Annotated in this window: 14 protein-coding genes; 8 read left to right on the top strand and 6 right to left on the bottom strand. The window is 61.2% G+C overall.

All coding sequences use genetic code 11. The features are described from left to right. Window positions 1-88: 88 nt before the first annotated feature. From SR3_RS13770 to SR3_RS13745, 6 genes are all read left to right on the top strand, one after another. Window positions 89-694, top strand: coding sequence for a TetR/AcrR family transcriptional regulator (locus SR3_RS13770; protein ID WP_068086931.1), 606 nt, complete (start codon window positions 89-91; stop codon window positions 692-694). A gap of 95 nt (window positions 695-789) precedes the next feature. Continuing rightward, window positions 790-2526 carry an acyl-CoA dehydrogenase C-terminal domain-containing protein gene (locus SR3_RS13765; protein WP_068087031.1) on the top strand — a complete coding sequence of 579 codons (1737 nt, stop codon included), beginning with the start codon at window positions 790-792 and terminating at the stop codon, window positions 2524-2526. Between the two features lie 18 nt (window positions 2527-2544). Then, window positions 2545-4614: a 3-hydroxyacyl-CoA dehydrogenase NAD-binding domain-containing protein gene (locus SR3_RS13760; RefSeq protein WP_068086929.1), complete on the top strand. Its 2070-nt coding sequence runs from the start codon at window positions 2545-2547 to the stop codon at window positions 4612-4614. Between the two features lie 16 nt (window positions 4615-4630). Beyond that, the gene (locus SR3_RS13755; protein ID WP_068086923.1) at window positions 4631-5809 is read left to right on the top strand and encodes an acetyl-CoA C-acyltransferase family protein; all 1179 of its coding nucleotides are present in this window, start codon (window positions 4631-4633) and stop codon (window positions 5807-5809) included. 15 nt (window positions 5810-5824) lie between these two features. Continuing rightward, the gene (locus SR3_RS13750) at window positions 5825-6571 is read left to right on the top strand and encodes an electron transfer flavoprotein subunit beta/FixA family protein (RefSeq protein ID WP_068086921.1); all 747 of its coding nucleotides are present in this window, start codon (window positions 5825-5827) and stop codon (window positions 6569-6571) included. A gap of 1 nt (window position 6572) precedes the next feature. Continuing rightward, on the top strand, window positions 6573-7502 hold the full coding sequence (locus tag SR3_RS13745) for an electron transfer flavoprotein subunit alpha/FixB family protein (RefSeq protein ID WP_068086917.1): 930 nt from the start codon (window positions 6573-6575) through the stop codon (window positions 7500-7502). A 511-nt stretch (window positions 7503-8013) separates the two neighbouring features. On the opposite strand, the gene SR3_RS13740 is transcribed toward SR3_RS13745, so the two are convergent. The 4 genes from SR3_RS13740 to SR3_RS13725 form a co-directional block, all read right to left on the bottom strand. Then, window positions 8014-9006, bottom strand: a complete 993-nt coding sequence (locus SR3_RS13740) for an aldo/keto reductase (RefSeq protein ID WP_068086915.1) — start codon at window positions 9004-9006, stop codon at window positions 8014-8016. Between the two features lie 3 nt (window positions 9007-9009). Next, complete coding sequence (locus tag SR3_RS13735; protein ID WP_245653908.1) at window positions 9010-9597, bottom strand: flavodoxin; 588 nt, start codon at window positions 9595-9597, stop codon at window positions 9010-9012. A gap of 106 nt (window positions 9598-9703) precedes the next feature. Then, complete coding sequence (locus SR3_RS13730; RefSeq protein WP_068086910.1) at window positions 9704-10681, bottom strand: aldo/keto reductase; 978 nt, start codon at window positions 10679-10681, stop codon at window positions 9704-9706. 189 nt (window positions 10682-10870) lie between these two features. Continuing rightward, window positions 10871-12301, bottom strand: a complete 1431-nt coding sequence (locus SR3_RS13725) for an MFS transporter (protein ID WP_068086908.1) — start codon at window positions 12299-12301, stop codon at window positions 10871-10873. Window positions 12302-12423: 122 nt separating this feature from the next. On the opposite strand from SR3_RS13725, the gene SR3_RS13720 reads away from it, so the two are divergent. Continuing rightward, the gene (locus SR3_RS13720; protein WP_068086906.1) at window positions 12424-13317 is read left to right on the top strand and encodes a LysR family transcriptional regulator; all 894 of its coding nucleotides are present in this window, start codon (window positions 12424-12426) and stop codon (window positions 13315-13317) included. Window positions 13318-13322: 5 nt separating this feature from the next. Here SR3_RS13720 and SR3_RS30590 read toward each other — a convergent pair whose 3' ends face one another. Next, window positions 13323-14138 (bottom strand): (R)-mandelonitrile lyase, encoded by an 816-nt coding sequence (locus SR3_RS30590; protein ID WP_218018823.1) that lies wholly within the window; start codon window positions 14136-14138, stop codon window positions 13323-13325. A 157-nt stretch (window positions 14139-14295) separates the two neighbouring features. Further along, a complete protein-coding gene (locus SR3_RS13710; protein WP_068086903.1) occupies window positions 14296-15372 on the bottom strand; it encodes an alpha/beta hydrolase in 1077 nt (358 codons plus the stop codon). A gap of 364 nt (window positions 15373-15736) precedes the next feature. Between SR3_RS13710 and SR3_RS13705 the strand changes: the two genes are divergently transcribed. Then, window positions 15737-16978, top strand: coding sequence for a CaiB/BaiF CoA transferase family protein (locus tag SR3_RS13705; RefSeq protein ID WP_068086901.1), 1242 nt, complete (start codon window positions 15737-15739; stop codon window positions 16976-16978). Window positions 16979-17007: the final 29 nt, after the last annotated feature.

The following is a 17007-nucleotide window of genomic DNA, read 5'->3' as shown; positions in this document are numbered from 1 at the left end:
TGACCACAATGGCTTGAGCGGGACAATTTGCGGTTTATTGAAAACAGCCATATTGCTTTTGCCCGCTCAAGCTGGCCGTGGATGAATGATGACTGCTGAGAAGCAAGATGTACCCAATGAACTTTCGGACCCGAGAATCGAGATCAAGGGCTCCGAACGTCGGCGGCAGGTCGTTGAGATCGCGGCGCAACTCTTTGCGCAAAAAGGCTACCGCGGGACTTCCATGCGCGACATCGGCGAGCAAGCGGGCATGTTGGGCGGCTCGCTTTATCATCACATCAAATCGAAGGACGTGCTTTTCATCGAATTGCACAATGGCGCTCTGGACGCAGCCCAGCATCGCATCGAAGGTGAAATCAGCCGCCACACTGATCCTTGGGATCGCTTTGAGGCCGCTTGCGTCGCTCTTGCGCAAATACAACTCGATCCCGATTCGCTGACCTTGCCGATGATGAATGACTTCCGGGAGGTTCCTCCAGCCACAAGGGCCAAGTTGATCGCTCGGCGCGATGCCTTCGAGGACGTTTTCCGCCATCTGATCGAAGCTCTGCCTCTCCCGGCAGATATGGACCGCTCGATTTATCGTAATGCGCTGCTCTCACAGCTCAACAATGCCTCGACGTGGTATCGCGAAGGCCGCCTGTCCCCTGCGGGGATCGGGCGCCAGATAGCTCTGATTTTCCGGCACGGCTGATAGGCCTGGCGCGCTTCCCGCAGGCAAACTCGTCGCACAGTTGATTGTAACAAGTGTTTGGTGTACTCGATTCTCATCTTTGGAGAGGAACGATGATGCAGCCCTACCAGCCCCCCATTGAGGATTACCGTTTCCTGCTCGGCGAGGTTCTGAACTTCGACGAAGCCATGGGTGAGTTGGGCATTGAGGTTGACGCAACCCTTGCCGAAGCAGTCCTGGAAGAAGCTGGACGTTATTGTGCCGAGCGCCTTCAGCCGATTAACCGCGAGGGTGACGAACACGGCTGTTCGCTCAAGGACGGAGAGGTCATCACCCCTCCGGGCTTCGCTCAGGCTTGGCATGGGTTCACCGAGGCCGGCTGGACCTCGCTGTCGGCCCATCCCGAATTTGGCGGGCAAGGGTTGCCCTTTATCCTTCAGCTCTGGCTCGACGAGATGCTCTCGGCGACAAACATGTCCTTCGGGCTCTTCGCCGGCCTGACGCGCGGCGCCGCCGAAGCCATTGCCGCCCATGCCCGCGATGACCTCAAAGCCACCTATCTACCCCATCTCACCAGCGGCGCCTGGACCGGTGCCATGGCCCTGACGGAAAGCGGTGCCGGCACCGATCTGGCCCTGCTCAAGACCAAGGCGGAGCCTCTGAGCGAGGATCGCTTCGCCGTCACCGGAACGAAGATTTTCATCTCTTCGGGCGATCATGATTTTGGCGGCAACGTGGTGCATCTGGTGCTGGCGCGCCTGCCCGATGCTCCGGCAGGGGTGAAGGGTATCAGCCTGTTTCTCGTGCCAAAATTCCTGCCCGATACATCAGGCGGCCATACGCTGCGTAACACGCTGTCGGTGGGCGCGCTGGAAAAGAAGATGGGCATCCATGCCCAGCCGACCTGCGTGATGAATTACGATGGTGCCATCGGCTGGCTCGTGGGTGAGCCCAACCGGGGCCTCGCCGCCATGTTTACCATGATGAACGCCGAAAGGCTGATGGTGGGCATTCAGGGCTTGGGCCAGGCAGGCGGCGCCTACAGCCAAGCCGCCGCCTATGCGCGCGAGCGCCTGCAGGGCCGGAGCGCCGACGGTAAGCGCAGCTGCGTACCGATTATCGAACATGGCGATGTGCGCCGCATGCTGCTGGAGGTGCGCAGTTTCGTCGAGGGCGGGCGCGCTCTGGCCGGCTGGACCGCGCTGCATCTCGACCGCGCGCAGCGCCACGCCGATGCCGCAGAGCGCGCGAGATCGGACGCCTTGGTCGCGCTGCTGACGCCGGTGATCAAGGCGGGCTTCACCGATCTGGGCTTTGAAGGCGCCGTCCAGGCTCAGCAGGTCTTTGGCGGCCATGGCTACATCCGTGAATGGGGGATGGAGCAATTCGTCCGTGATGCTCGCATCGCCCAGATCTACGAGGGCACCAATGGCGTGCAGGCCATTGACCTTGTGGGCCGCAAGCTTGGGATGGACGACGGCAAGGTCGTCGCAGACTTCTTTGCGCGGATCGACACCGATCTCGCCGCGGCAGCGGGAGATGTCGGCGAGGTCGCTGCCGCGGTCGGTCAGGCACTGGCGCTTCTGCGTGACGCCACCGCAGCCCTCAAGGACGCGGATGCCGAGGAAGCAAGCGGTGCGGCGGTGGATTATCTTCGCCTCTTCGCGCTGGTGGCAATGGGGTGGATGTGGGCCCGTATGGCGGCCGTGCCCGGTGATACGCCGCAGCATACTGCCAAGCGTGCCGTCGCCCAGTTCTATGTTCGCCGCATCCTTCCCCAGGCGGAAGGTCTGGCGGCGAAGCTCTCTGCCGGGTCAGCGTCGCTGTTCCTGCTGCCCGCCGAGGCATTTTGATCCATCGGAGAATTCATCATGAGTGTTGTTGCTACCCGTCACGGCGCGACCCTGCTGCTGACCATGGAAAACGGCGCGGTCAATGCCCTTTCCGTCGCCAATGGGCATGTCCGATCGATCCTTGAGGCTTTTGAGGCGGGCTTACAGGATGCCACCTGCTCGGTCATTGTGATCGCCGGCGCCGGCTCATTCTTCTGCTGCGGCGCAGACATCACGGAGTTTGCGCGGCGCAACATCGCGGTCGATTTGCGCGACCTTGTCAACCGGATCGAAGCCTCGCCCAAGCCCGTCATCATGGCCATTCATGGCGCGGCGCTCGGCGGCGGCCTCGAACTTGCGCTTGCCGGCCATTACCGTGTCGCGCATCGCGCCGCGCGCCTGGGCCTGCCCGAAGTTTCGCTGGGACTTGTGCCCGGCGCTGGAGGCACCCAGCGGCTTCCCCGCCTGATCGGCGCCGGTCCGGCGCTGGAGATCATGCTCTCTGGGAAGCCCATCCAGGCTGCGCGTGCCAAGACGTTGGGTCTGGTGGACAAGGTCGTCGACGGCGATGTCGTCGCCGCGGCTCTGGACTTTGGCGGCGATGCCGCCCTTCCCGCTCGCCGGACGGGAGAGCTTCCTCCCCCCAACGATCTGGCCAACGCTGTTACGGCTGCGCGGGGCAGTCTCCGTACCACGCTGGGCAACGCCCCGCAGACCATTGTCGACTGCGTCGAAAACATCACGTCGGACCTCTGCGCGGGTCTTGCCTATGAGGCCGGTGTCTTTGCCGCCTTGCTCCTCAGCGAAGCCTCAGGGGCGCTGCGTCACGCCTTTCTGGGCGAACGGCAGGCGGCACGGATTCCCGGCCTGCCGCGCGATCTGCCCTTGCGCCCCATCGAGGCTGTTGGCGTCATCGGCGGCGGCACCATGGGCACCGGAATTGCCATCGCCTTGCTGAACGCCGGTCTGACCGTCACCATGGTGGAACTGCGCGAGGACGCGCTGGCCCGCGCGCAGAACATCATCGGCAAGTCGCTGGCACGCGATGTCGAGAAGCGGCGCATCAGCGCCGATGAAGCTGATGCCCGCCTCGCGCGCTTCACCGGAGCCACAGCCTATGAGGCTCTGGGTCCGGTCGATCTGGTGATCGAGGCGGTGTTTGAGGAGATGGCGGTGAAGACCGCAGTGCTGCAAGCCGTCGAGACCGTCGTAAGGCCCGACGCCATTCTTGCCAGCAACACCTCCACGCTCGATCTTGACCGCATCGCGGACGCCGTGGCCGATCCTTCGCGCGTTGTCGGCCTGCATTTCTTCTCGCCAGCCAACATCATGCGGCTGCTGGAGGTGGTGCGGGGCGCAAAGACCGCGCCCGATGTGCTGGCCACCGCCATGGCGCTCGGCAAAAGGCTTGGCAAGGTGGCAGTCGTCTCGGGCGTATGTGACGGTTTTATCGGCAATCGCATGTTCGAGGAATATTTGCGGCAGGTCTGGTTCCTGCTGGAGGAAGGTGCCCTGCCCCAGCAGATCGACACCGCGCTGGAGCGCTGGGGCTTTGCCATGGGGCCGTGCCGCACGATGGATCTGGTGGGGCAGGACATCGGCTGGGCGATCCGCCAGCGCCGCGCCACAGAGCAGCCTGACCGACCGTATTCCGGCGTGATCGACCGTATCTGTGCGCTGGGCCGTTTTGGGCAGAAGACCGGCAAGGGCATCTATCTGTATGCCGATGGCCGCTTGCCCTCACCCGATCCCGAGATCGAAGCGTTGATCCTCGACTATTCCGCCGAGATCGGCCTGACCCGCCGCGCCATCAGCGATGAGGAGATCGTCGAACGCTGCCTGCTCGCCCTTATCAACGAGGGGCTGCGGATCGTGGGCGAAGGGATCGCCTACCGCCCGGTCGATGTCGATATGGTCTTCCTGCATGGCTACGGCTTTGCGAGGGAAAGGGGTGGCCCGCTGTTTCAAGCCGACCGCATCGGCGCGCCTGAACTGGCGCGACGCATCGCCGCTTTGGCGGCGGGGCGCAATGGCTGGGCATGGGCTCCGGCTCCGCTGATCGCAACCATGGCGGACAAGGATGCCGCTTTCTCGACGCTTAACGCATAAATATCAGGAGAGTAGCATGACGACCGTCTATATCGTTGGCGCGGCCCGCGCCCCGATCGGCAGCTTCGGCGGAGCGCTCAAGGACCAGAAACCAGGAGAGCTGGCTGCGCTGGTCACGCGCGCCGCCATCGAGCGTGCAGGCCTTGCTCCAGGTGACATCGAAAGCTTCGTGCTTGGCAATGTCATCCACACCGAACCCCGCGATGCCTATGCCGCGAGGGTTGCGGCAATCCTTGCCGGTATTCCCAAGGAAAGCCCCGCGCATACGGTCAACCGCCTGTGCGGCTCCGGGATGCAGGCCATCGTTTCAGCGGCCCAGTCGATCATGCTGGGCGACCATCATCTGGCTGTGGGTGCCGGTGCCGAAGTGATGAGCCGGGCGCCCTATTTCGCCCCTGCCATGCGCTGGGGCCAGAAGATGGGCGACGCAGCCATGTTGGATGGGCTGGTCGGCGCGCTGACCGATCCCTTCGAGGCGATCCACATGGGCATCACCGCCGAGAACGTTGCCGAGCGCTATGGCATTTCTCGCGAGGATCAGGATGCGCTGGCGCTGGAAAGCCAGCAGCGCGCCGCCCATGCCATCAAGGAAGGTCGTTTTGCCGGTCAAATCGTCCCAATCGAAATCAAGAGCCGCAAAGGCCTTACGATCTTCGACACAGACGAATATGTCCGCCACGATGCATCGGCGGAGAATTTTGGCAAGCTCAAGCCAGTGTTCAAGAAAGAGGGCACCGTGACGGCGGGCAATGCCAGCGGCATCAACGACGGTGCGGGTGCGGTGGTGCTGGCCAGTGAAGCATCGGTTCATGCCCTTGCTCTCACGCCCCTGGCCCGCATTGTCGCTTATGGTCATGCGGGCGTGGAGCCCTCGCATATGGGCATCGGCCCGGTGCCCGCCACGCGCAATGCCCTGGCCAAGGCTGGCCTCACCATCGGTGATATCGATGTGATCGAATCCAACGAGGCCTTTGCCGCTCAGGCCTGCGCCGTCTCGCGCGAATTGGGCTTCGATCCGGCGAAGGTGAATCCCAATGGAAGCGGCATTTCGCTGGGCCATCCCATCGGCGCGACAGGCGCGATCATCGCCACCAAGCTGGTGCATGAGCTGCATCGCGTCGGCGGGCGCTATGGGCTGGCCACCATGTGCATCGGCGGCGGTCAGGGCATCGCGCTGATTGTCGAGGCGGTATAAGCGGGGAGCTGCGTCATGAAGATTATGGTGCCGGTCAAGCGGGTGCTTGATTACAATGTGAAGCCGCGCGTGAAGGCGGATGGGTCGGGCGTGGATCTGGCCAATGCCAAGATGAGCCTCAACCCCTTCGACGAAATCGCTGTCGAGGAAGCGGTGCGGCTTAAGGAACAGGGCATCGCCAGCGAGGTGCTGGTGGTCTCGGTCGGCCAGGCCAAGGCGCAGGATGTGCTGCGCACGGCGCTGGCGATGGGGGCGGACCGGGCCATTCTGGTGCAGTGCGACACCGAGGTCGAGCCGCTGGCCATCGCCAAGATCCTGCAGGTGATCGCCGATGATGAGGCCCCCGGGCTGATCCTGCTGGGCAAGCAGGCCATCGATGATGACAGCAACCAGGTGGGCCAGATGCTGGCCGCGCTGCTGGGCCGCCCTCAGGGCACCTTTGCCAGCAAGCTGGTGGTCGAGGGCGATCATGTGCTGGTGACGCGTGAGGTCGATGGCGGGCTGGAGACCTTGCGGCTTTCCTTGCCCGCCATCGTCACCACCGATCTGCGCCTCAACGAGCCGCGCTATGCCAGCCTGCCGGGGATCATGAAGGCCAAGTCCAAGCCTTTGGCCACCAAGACGCCTGCCGATTACGGCGTGGACGTCACGCCACGCCTCACCACGCTCAAGGTTTCCGAACCTGCGGTGCGGGGGGCCGGGATCAGGGTGGCCGATGTCGCAGGGCTGGTGGTCAAACTCAGGGAATTGGGAGTCGCATAAGATGGCGCAAATTTTGGTATGGGCCGACCATGATGGGGCCGTGTTGAAAGACGCCACGCGCAATGCCGTCACCGCTGCGGCGCAGCTGGGCGCGGTGCATGTGCTGGTGGCAGGGTCTGGTGTCGCTGGCGTGGCGCAGGCGGCGGCCATGATCTCGGGCGTGGCGAAGGTGCTGGTGGCCGATGATGCCGCCTATGCCCATGGGCTGGCGGAGAATGTGGCGCCGCTTATCCTCGGGCTGATGGCGGATCATGACGCCTTTGTCGCCCCGGCGACCACCACCGGCAAGAACATCGCGCCGCGCGTGGCGGCCTTGCTGGATGTGGCACAAATCTCGGAAATCCTCAGCGTCGAGGGGCCGAAGCGTTTTACCCGCCCCATCTATGCGGGCAACGCCATCGCCACGGTGGAAAGCAGCGACGCCAAGCTGGTGATCACCGTGCGCGGCACGGCTTTCGCCAAAGCGGGAGACGCAGGATCGGCGCAGATCGAGACCATCGGCACCACGGGCGATCGCGGCCAGTCCAGCTTTATCGGTGCCGAGGTCGCCACAAGCGAGCGCCCCGAACTGACCAGCGCGCGCGTGGTGGTCTCGGGTGGGCGGGCGCTGAAGGATGCGCCGACCTTCGAACAGGTGCTCTTCCCCCTGGCCGACAGGCTAGGCGCGGCCGTGGGCGCATCGCGCGCGGCGGTGGATGCCGGTTACGCCCCCAATGACTGTCAGGTGGGCCAGACGGGCAAGATCGTCGCGCCGGAGGTCTATATCGCCGTGGGCATCTCCGGGGCGATCCAGCATCTGGCGGGCATGAAGGACAGCAAGATCATCGTGGCGATCAACAAGGATGAAGAGGCGCCGATCTTCCAGATCGCCGACATCGCTCTGGTGGCCGATCTGTTCGAGGCTGTGCCGGCCTTGACGGCAAGCCTGTAAGGAAAGGCGATGACCATAGCTACCGCGCGATAGGTCTTGGCCTGGACGTCGTGGTGATGGGACTGATCCTTCAGGCGCAGGCCTGGCTTGTGTTCGAAACGGAGCACGGCGTCGCGGCCTCCTCCGCCATCAGAAGGCCGGGCGACTGGCTTTTGGGCCTTGTCCCGCGCTGGGTAATAGGGTCTGCTATGTCAGCCTCTATGGGGCTTTGCAATGCAGGCAGCATCACTCCGCGATCCACACCATCGCGCTTTCCCAACGGGGGATCGGTCGCACGGCAAGCTTCGTCAATGTTCCACCTATCAAGGGCAGCGCTATAGGCATGCGGATCGCCGAAAGCGCCGCGGGCCATCGCGGCGCACCCGGTATGAAGAAACTGGCTGAGTGCCGCCGGGATGGTCTGAACAAAGATGGATAAAGCCGCGATTCCATGATTGGAATCGCGGCCTCCCTGACCGAAGAGACGCGAACAAGCCACCCGGAGTCAAACGTCAGGATTAGCATCCAGTCGTCAAAGCCCTGTCATCTTCAGGACGGCTTCGGGCAGGCGTTCTCCCTGCACGATCACTGCCGAAGTACCGGCGTCGATCTCCGCAAGATCCTGCGAGGTCAGCTCAAGCTCTACCGATCCCAGATTTTCCTGCAGACGATGCAGCTTGGTCGTCCCGGGGATCGGAACAATCCAGGGATGCTGGGCCAGCAGCCACGCCAGAGCCACCTGCGCAGGCGTTGCCTCCTTGCGAGCGGCGACGCCGCGGATGACCTCGACCAGCGCCATATTGGCCTTACGGGCTTCCGGGCTGAAGCGAGGCACGAAATTGCGGAAATCGCTGTCGTCGAACTTGGTGTTCTCGTCGATCTGGCCAGTCAGGAACCCTGCACCAAGCGGGCTGAAGGGCACGAAACCGATTCCCAGCTCGCCCAGTGTCGGCAGCAGTTCCGCCTCTGGGCCGCGATAAAACAACGAATATTCGCTCTGCACTGCAGTCACCGGCTGAACGGCATGCGCGCGACGAATGGTATTGACCCCGGCTTCTGACATGCCGAAATGCTTGACCTTGCCTTCCGCAATCAGCTCTTTGACCGCGCCCGCCACGTCCTCGATCGGCACCGCGGGATCGACGCGATGCTGATAAAGGATATCGATACGGTCGGTGCGCAAGCGCTTGAGCATCGCTTCGGTCACCGCCTTGATGTGCTCGGGTCGGCTGTTGGTGCCGCCACGACGCTCACCTGTCGCCTGATCGATGTCGAAACCGAATTTGGTCGCAATGACGACGTGATCGCGGATCGGAGCAAGCGCTTCACCCACAAGTTCCTCATTGGCAAAGGGTCCATAAGCCTCTGCCGTATCGAAAAAGGTGACGCCTTCGTCATGGGTGGAGCGGATCATGGCGATCATCGCATCCTTGTCGGCCGCCGGTCCGTAGACCGAGGTCATGCTCATGCAACCCAGACCCAGTGCCGAAACTTCCAGGCCATTGCCCAAAATGCGCGTTTTCATTGTTTATCCTTTCGCCTGGCCAAGCCAGTCCTTGACCTGATTGAGTGTGCGCCGTTCCTGGTCAGCCTCCACAACGAACGGCTTTTCGATTTTGGCACCCGGCGTGTGACGTGTGAGCACCGACAGGCTTTCGCCAACGCCGTAGCCTCCATGGGTGATGAAGGGGCGAATGACCTTGCCCTTCCAGTCATGGCTTTTCAGAAACGAACGGATCGGAGGCGGTGTGGTTTCACCCCACACAGGAAAGCCGAGGAAAATCTCGTCGAACGAGGCGAAGTCAGCGACCTCACTCGCGAGGCTGGGCTCATAGCCACGATCGCGCTCCTGCGCGGCCTGTGCCACGTTTTGCTCATAGTCCTCTGGATAGGGTGTCGCGGGGCGAATCTCGAAGAGTTCCGCACCAAGGAGGCGATGCAATGTGCCGGCAATCACCCGCGTGTTGCCCGAACGGGAAAGATAGGCCACCAGCATCTTGCCTTGGCTCATGCGACTTGCTCCTCCATTTTGCGCGCAGGCATTGGTTCCGGCAAATGCAGCCAAGGCCGTGGATGCCAGAACCATTCTGCGAGAAAATCCTTCAACTTCAGTCACGCCGCGTCTCCTGGCACCGCCCTGACGTCCTTGAGCCGATACCAGCGGGACGGCTCGAAGCCGCCGCAGGTCCATACCCGAGGGCGTTGTCATCGCAGCGCTCCCCTCAACGGTTGATCAGCGTCTGATAGGAGGCGGGATAGCGATCGCCAACGATCTTGATCCCGGCCAAAGCCTTGGCAATGCTGTCGATATCCGCCGTCGTCAGATCGATGTTGACCGCGCCAATGTTCTCCTCGAGGCGATGCAGTTTCGTGGTTCCGGGAATGGGAACGATCCACGGCCGCTGTGCCAGAAGCCAGGCAAGAGCCACCTGGGCAGGAGTAGCCTCCTTCTCTTCCGCAATGGCCTTCACGAGATCAACCAGCGCCTGATTGGCGGCGAGCGCATCGGCCTGGAAACGCGGGACCATGCCGCGGAAATCGCCCTCGGCATAGGTCGCCTCCAGCTTGCCGGTCAGAAAACCCTTGCCCAGAGGCGCAAAGGGCACGAAACCGATGCCAAGCTCTTCGAGCAGGGGCAAAATCTTCTCTTCAGGCTCACGCCACCACATCGAATATTCGCTCTGCAGCGCCGCGAGCGGCTGAACGGCATGGGCACGGCGGATGGCGTCAGGTCCGGCTTCGGACATGCCGAAGGCGCGCACCTTTCCTTCCGCGATCAGGTCCTTGACGGTTCCTGCCACATCTTCGACCGGCACATTAGGATCGATACGATGCTGATAGAACAGGTCGATACGATCGGTGCGCAAGCGTGTGAGCGCCTCATCGGCCACCTGCCGGATACGTTCAGGCCGACTGTCGAGCCCTTTTTCAGGAACGCCTTCGGCAAAGCCGAACTTGGTTGCGATGACCACCTGATCACGCACAGGCTCAAGCGCCTCGCCCACGACATCTTCGTTCGTAAAGGGCCCGTAAGCTTCGGCGGTGTCGAAAAAGGTCACGCCCTTATCGACGGCGGCACGGATCAGCTGGATCGCGTCTCCACGATCCGCCGTAACGCCGTAGCCGTGACTGAGCCCCATACAACCGAGACCAATCGCGGAAACCTCCAGATCAGACGCGCCAAGCTTGCGGTTAATCATTTCGATGCTCCTGGTGTTAGGACATGGCTCACAGGCCGATAGAATGGGCCGGTCCTGATTATAGGACCATCAGATCGTTGCGATTAGTCACGGCAATCAGCATGTTGTCATTAGCCGATCTTATGGATCTTTTATGATCGCAATTTCGACCACTAAGTCCAATGACGCAGGCTGCCGCCGCCGCTTTTGTCAGCAACCCTGCTCCTGAGCCCTGGTCTCGTTGGTGCTTGCAGGAACGACAATCGTGACAAGAACGATAACCAGCGCCAGAATCAGCATCACTGTTCCCCCGTCATAGGCCTGAGCAATTCTGCGCGCCGTCATATCCAGACCTTTGAGGCTACCGGTTCCAATCGCTGCAACCGATACGAGAATGCTCAAACCAACCGAGGCCCCGATCTGGTGTGCGGCGTTCACCGCTCCTGATGCCGCTCCGGCGTATCGCGGATCGACGCCTGCTACGCCCGCTATCGTCAAAGGGCTCAGTGTGAGGCCCTGACTGATCCCGATCAGCAACATCGGCAGTCCAACGGCAAGCATGTAATTGGCTTCGGGCCTGGCCAGACTCAGCCAGCCCATCGCGACGATCCCGATCGGCATACCGACGGATAGCAACTGTGCCGGACTGTACCGACGGAGCAGGCGGGGCACAGCTAGCGCAAATGGGAACTGTAGCACTGTCGCCGGCAGGAAGGCCAATCCCGACCGTGCTGGACCAAAACCGGCTACTTCCTGGAGATAGATGGTGGTGAAGAAGAAGAAGCCGACCATTGCGCCCAGATAAAGCACTCGCGCTGCATACGCACCTGAACGCTGCATGCTCGAAAACAGCCATAGGGGCAGAATCGGCTGTTCAGCTCGATGTTCGATGGCGATGAAGCTCGCCAGACAGACGATGGCTAGTCCGATCGTCAACATCGTGAACGGATCCTCCCAACCTTCCTGCCCCGAGCGGATGAAACCATAGACCAATCCGGCCATCCCGGCCGTCGACGTCAGGGCACCGGCAAGATCGAAGCGACCACTATGCTTCACTGTTTCGGGAATATAGCGGCGCGCCGCCGCGATCATGCCCACTCCGATAGGCAAGTTGATGTAGAAACCTGCACGCCAGGACACCCATTGCGCAAGAATTCCGCCCAGAATGAGTCCGACCATGGCCGAAAGCCCAGCCGCAGCGCTGTACCAGGATACGGCACGGGTTCGTTCCTCACCTTCTTCAAAGTTCGTCTGAAGCAGGGCCAGCGTAGAAGGCGCGAGAACTGCCGCACCGACGCCCTGGATTGCCCTCCACGAAAGCATCCATGCAGCGCTCTGCGCCGCGCCGATCGCAAGAGACGCCAGCGTGAAGATGGCCAGCCCCGCGATGAACATGAGCCTGCGCCCAAGGATGTCCCCCGCCCGCGCCCCAAGGAGAAGCAACCCCCCGAATGTCAGTGTATAGGCGCTCTGCACCCATGCCAGATTGGCTTCGGTAAAGCCCAACTGATGCTGGATCGCGGGAAGACCGGTCAGCACCACCGAGATGTCGAGGACGATCATCACATAGCTCACCAATATGATGGCGAGAATGATGCCCTTGTGCGGAGCGGCGCGATCAAGCGCGATGGGGGTGGACATATGGACCCTTTCGTGCGGATCCCGGTGAAATGTGCGGGAAACCATCGAAGGTGCAGATAGCGCTCGCCCCGGCCAGTGATTAGATGCTATAATTGGCATGTCACTATAAGGTCGACTAATTAATGTCCGTCGAAAACTTCAATCATCTGGCGGCCTTTGTCGCGGTTGCGCAGGAGCGCAGTTTCACGCGATCAGCCGCGAAACTTGGCCTGTCGCAATCGGCGCTAAGCCAGACGATCCGCAGTTTGGAAGAGCGCGTTGGGCTCCGCCTTTTGACGCGAACAACGCGCAGCGTGGCTCTCACTGAAGCGGGACAACGCCTCTTTAACACGCTCGCGCCCCGTTTCGAGGACATCACCCAGGAACTGGCATCACTGAGCGATCTGCGTGACACGCCGGCAGGGACGATCCGCATCAATGCCGGTGAGCATCCTGCGATTTCGCTACTGCAACCGGCCTTGAAACGGATCATTCCGCAAAACCCGGATTTGCGGGTGGAAATAATTGTCGATTACGGCCTGACCGACATTGTGGCGGAGGGTTACGATGCCGGCGTGCGTCTTGGCGATCAGGTTGCCAAGGATATGATCGCGGTGCGCATCGGGCCCGATCTGCGCATGGCCGTTGTCGGTTCTCCCGATTATTTCTCGTCTCATAGCATACCTCAGTCTCCTCAGGATCTCACCGCCCATAACTGCATCGGCATCAGACTACCGACATATGGTGGCATTTTCCCGTGGGATCTTGAACGGGATGGGCACGAGATCAACGTCCGTATCGAAGGGCAACTCGTTTTCAACAATATCGCGCTGCGGCTAAATTCGGCCCTCGAAGGGCTCGGGCTCGCCTATCTCCCCGAGGATCAGGTGATTGGCCATATCAATGAAGGCAGGCTGATCCGGGTGCTGGAGGACTGGTGCCCACCCTTTGCTGGCTATCATCTCTACTACCCGAGCCGCCGCCACGCCTCGCCTGCCTTTTCCCTTTTGCTCGAGACCCTGCGCTATCGGCGATGATACGCCTAACGAGAGCTTCGGGCGGCCTCCCCATATTGCGTGTCGCTCACCTTTTCCATCCAGGTCACCGTATTGCCGTTCTGAACATCGGCGATGCCAACATGGGTCATCGCCTCCTTGGGGGCGGCACCGTGCCAATGCTTCACGCCCGCCGGAATCCAGGCGATGTCGCCGGGGCCGAGCGCATGGGCTGGGCTGCCCCAGGTCTGAACGATGCCATGCCCGCTCAAGACGATCAGCGTTTGCCCCAGTGGGTGACTGTGCCATGCTGTCCGCCCGCCCGGGCCAAAGGCCACCGTTCCACCGCTTCCATGGGAGGGAGGCGCCGTGCGGTAACGACTCGTAATTTTGGCATCGCCGGTAAAATTCCCTGGCTCACCTGCTGAAAACGGTCCGCTATTCGCCTTGAATATCTCCGCGTCAGTCGTCTTTGCGGTAGCCGAGGCACTCTGGTTCCTCGCGAAGGTCTCGCGAGCAACACCGATTGCCGCGACTGCATTCGGCCAGCCTGTATAAAAGGCCAGATGGGTAATCTCTTCGACCAGTTCCTCGCGAGTCACCCCGTTTTGAAGCGCCAACTCCAGATGCGAACGTAGCGATTCAGCTCTTCCCATTGCTATGAGCGCGGCCACGGTCACCAAAGATCGATCATGTTTTGAGAGTCCCGGACGCTCCCAAACGTCCGAGAACAGAACTTTATCGGTGATGTCAGCAAGCTTTGGGGCCACATCATCCATAAGCTGATGAGCCCGCGCGCCCGGGTCCATCGGCTTCGCCGCGGACGGGCTGGCAACCTCGGCAGGTTTTGTTTCCTGAGCCATAGCGCTCCCTCCGATACACGTCGCCAGAAGGCCTGCAAAAAAGGTCGAGACGATTGGTTGTGATATGAAACGCGACATCGAACCTCTCCACGCATTCATTTGTTGTCAAATCCGCAGACGACTTCTTCGCCAGTGCACCAACAAAAGGTCAACGCACTCAATCGAGGTGTTTGTCTGCGAGATATTTCGTGACCAGATCGGCAATCTGGACGTTGTTGAGATCGGAGAAAATAAAGTGAGTGTTCCCACGAATGCCGATCTTGGGAAGCTCTATCAGCGTCACATCCCCACCGTGCCGATTGACGGCGTCGCGCCACGCTTTGGCCATCGCCACGCGGGCACGCCAGCTATCTTGCGCCGGAAGGTCGACAGGTTGGTCGGGAATATTGTCACCATAGATCACCAGAATCGGAATCCGGGTCAGCGCCTTAAAACGCTCCAAAGGAACGGCTTCTCCTTTCACCGTATCAAAGGCGCTGGGGATCGGAGCCGGCATTTCTCCATCAGGGAAGACAAAGCTGCTTCCCGGCTCGAAAGCGATGATACCCTTGACCTTGGCATTCTTGATTGCCGTCAGCCAGCCTGGGCCGCCGCCCTGGCTATGGGTGAACAGCACCCCCGGTCCGATGCGATCAAAGATCGCCGAAACCCCGTCAGAGACGACATTCATATCGAACGGTCCGGTGTTGGGGGTCATCATCCGGAAATACTGATTGAGCGTTTCGGCCCTACGGTCGAACTGAACGCCCGGAAAATAGTCCGGCCACACGCCGACCCGGAACTGATTGAACCATAGCTGCTCGTCCGGTGTCGGCTTGAGCGTGCTCTCCACCATGCTGCGTCCAGCTTCGCCGCGCCGTGGCTGATCGACCAGATAGGTGGCATAATGGCGGCGCAGAAAGATGGTCTGGAAGCCCTCTCTGCCATCGGGTGTCGTCTGCCAAGACCGGGACGACTGACCGGCCCCATGCCACATCACGATCGGAAGGTGATGCGCATGGCTTGGGATCTGGTAGAAAGCATAGGCATGGTCGCCATGATAGGACTGGCCAGCCGGATCGAGCGGCTTGCGCGGGTCGAATGTTCCGGGCGCGACTGTAATGGAACCGCCCACTGCAAAGCTGCCTTGATCGACAATTTCGATCGGTGCTTGCGGCTGTGCTGACAGGCTGGATGAGCAGATGAGGATCATCGCCGTGAAGGAGCCAGCGATCAAGTTTCTCCAGGATTTCATTCAGCGCTCCACCTGTTTGCCCGGACAAAGGTAACCCACGCCCGGTGCAACGACTATCCTGCTGAAACAGCATGCAGCCATTAGTTCGGCTAATGAATGTACCCAGCGCTGCCGGCAAAGACATCACACCAAAAGTGGCTCAATCAATGCAGGCCATGAAGCATGGTCGGCCCTGGGCTGTGCCGGTCGTCCATTGATCAGCGCCGTCCATCAACCAAACCTGCTTAAAAGCCATTGTGAATGGCGAGCTTAGCCTTCGCCTGCGCCAAAGATGATCATTTTCCGTATATAGGGCCTTGCGTTCGTACCTGCGCACATTTAAACATCAAGGGATAGATAAGCTAAAGGAAGAGGGGACCCCTTCATGCATTCGGATGCCCAGCTCATGGCAAACAACGCCGCTGAACAAGCGACCGCTCCAGGACGGCCCCTGCCCTTGCAGGGCGTTGTTGTCCTTGACCTCGGCCATGTCTTCCAGGGACCCTACGCCACCTTCCTGATGGCAATGGCGGGGGCCACGGTCATCAAGATCGAGTCGCCGGCCGGTGACATGTCTCGCCGTCGGGGCCGTGATGGCGACTATCCGTTCCGCGCGCTTAACGGCAACAAGCGCGGTGTCGTCCTCAATCTCAAGACGCAGGATGGCCGCAAGCTCCTTCTCGAGATGGCGCGCAAGGCAGATGTTTTGGTGGAGAACTTCGCTCCGTCAGTGATGCCGCGCCTCGGCCTGGGCGCTGACGTGCTCTTCAAGGAAAATCCCCGTCTCATCTATTGCTCGGCGTCCGGCTTCGGCGCGAGCGGCCCCTATGCCGACAAGAACGCGCTCGATCTCACCATCCAGGCCATGGGGGGCATGATGAGCGCAACCGGAGAAAAGGGTGGTCGTCCGCTCAAAGCAGGCGTTCCGGTGGCCGATTTCATGTCTGGCGCCCACCTCTACGGTGCTATTGTAACCGCCCTTTACGAACGCGAGCGTACCGGGCTTGGCCGTGCAGTTGAGGTATCAATGTACGAGGCGATCTTCGCCACGCTTCTGCCCTCAGCGGGGCACGCCTATGCCAGCAACCATGTGCCTGAACGCAGCGGTAATCGCCATGTGGCCGACTCCTATGTGCCCTTCGACACTTTTGAGGCCAATGACGGCTGGATCGCCATTGTGTGCGCCACCGATGAGCACTGGACAAAGCTTACGCGGGCCATGAAGCGCCCCGACCTTGAGCACGATGAGGATCTCAAGGGGCTCATGGGACGCATCAACCGTATTGATGAGGTCACCGAGGCCATATCTCAATGGGCCAAGCTGCACACACGCGCTGAGATCGCCTCGCTGTGCGAAATCAATCGCGTCGCCGCAGCGCCGCTGCAGGATGTCGTTGAGGTCCTGAACGATCCGCATCTGCTTGCACGCGGTTTCCTCACGCCGCAACCCGCCGACACCGGGATCGTCAACCTTCCCAACAGCCCCATTCGCTATACCGGTTCGGATCTGCAACCCCTGACGCCGGCTCCTCAACTCGGCGGTGATACCGATGCCGTCCTTCGTGAAATGCTCGGGATCGATGACGGTAAGCTGGCCGATCTTCGTGCAGAGGGCGCGATCCAGTAACGCCGGGTCATGACACAAACCATCCCGGA

This window comes from Novosphingobium rosa NBRC 15208, from assembly GCF_001598555.1.
Classification (GTDB): domain Bacteria; phylum Pseudomonadota; class Alphaproteobacteria; order Sphingomonadales; family Sphingomonadaceae; genus Novosphingobium; species Novosphingobium rosa.
This window is presented reverse-complemented; position numbering and strand designations above follow the sequence as displayed.

Coding starts and splice junctions, on each gene's coding strand:
- SR3_RS13745 (WP_068086917.1), top strand. CDS start 6,573: ATGGCGCAAATTTTGGTATGGGCCGACCATGATGGGGCCGTGTTGAAA.
- SR3_RS13770 (WP_068086931.1), top strand. CDS start 89: ATGACTGCTGAGAAGCAAGATGTACCCAATGAACTTTCGGACCCGAGA.
- SR3_RS13710 (WP_068086903.1), bottom strand. CDS start 15,372: ATGAAATCCTGGAGAAACTTGATCGCTGGCTCCTTCACGGCGATGATC.
- SR3_RS13760 (WP_068086929.1), top strand. CDS start 2,545: ATGAGTGTTGTTGCTACCCGTCACGGCGCGACCCTGCTGCTGACCATG.
- SR3_RS13725 (WP_068086908.1), bottom strand. CDS start 12,301: ATGTCCACCCCCATCGCGCTTGATCGCGCCGCTCCGCACAAGGGCATC.
- SR3_RS13740 (WP_068086915.1), bottom strand. CDS start 9,006: ATGAAAACGCGCATTTTGGGCAATGGCCTGGAAGTTTCGGCACTGGGT.
- SR3_RS13750 (WP_068086921.1), top strand. CDS start 5,825: ATGAAGATTATGGTGCCGGTCAAGCGGGTGCTTGATTACAATGTGAAG.
- SR3_RS13765 (WP_068087031.1), top strand. CDS start 790: ATGCAGCCCTACCAGCCCCCCATTGAGGATTACCGTTTCCTGCTCGGC.
- SR3_RS13720 (WP_068086906.1), top strand. CDS start 12,424: ATGTCCGTCGAAAACTTCAATCATCTGGCGGCCTTTGTCGCGGTTGCG.
- SR3_RS13755 (WP_068086923.1), top strand. CDS start 4,631: ATGACGACCGTCTATATCGTTGGCGCGGCCCGCGCCCCGATCGGCAGC.
- SR3_RS13730 (WP_068086910.1), bottom strand. CDS start 10,681: ATGATTAACCGCAAGCTTGGCGCGTCTGATCTGGAGGTTTCCGCGATT.
- SR3_RS30590 (WP_218018823.1), bottom strand. CDS start 14,138: ATGGCTCAGGAAACAAAACCTGCCGAGGTTGCCAGCCCGTCCGCGGCG.
- SR3_RS13705 (WP_068086901.1), top strand. CDS start 15,737: ATGCATTCGGATGCCCAGCTCATGGCAAACAACGCCGCTGAACAAGCG.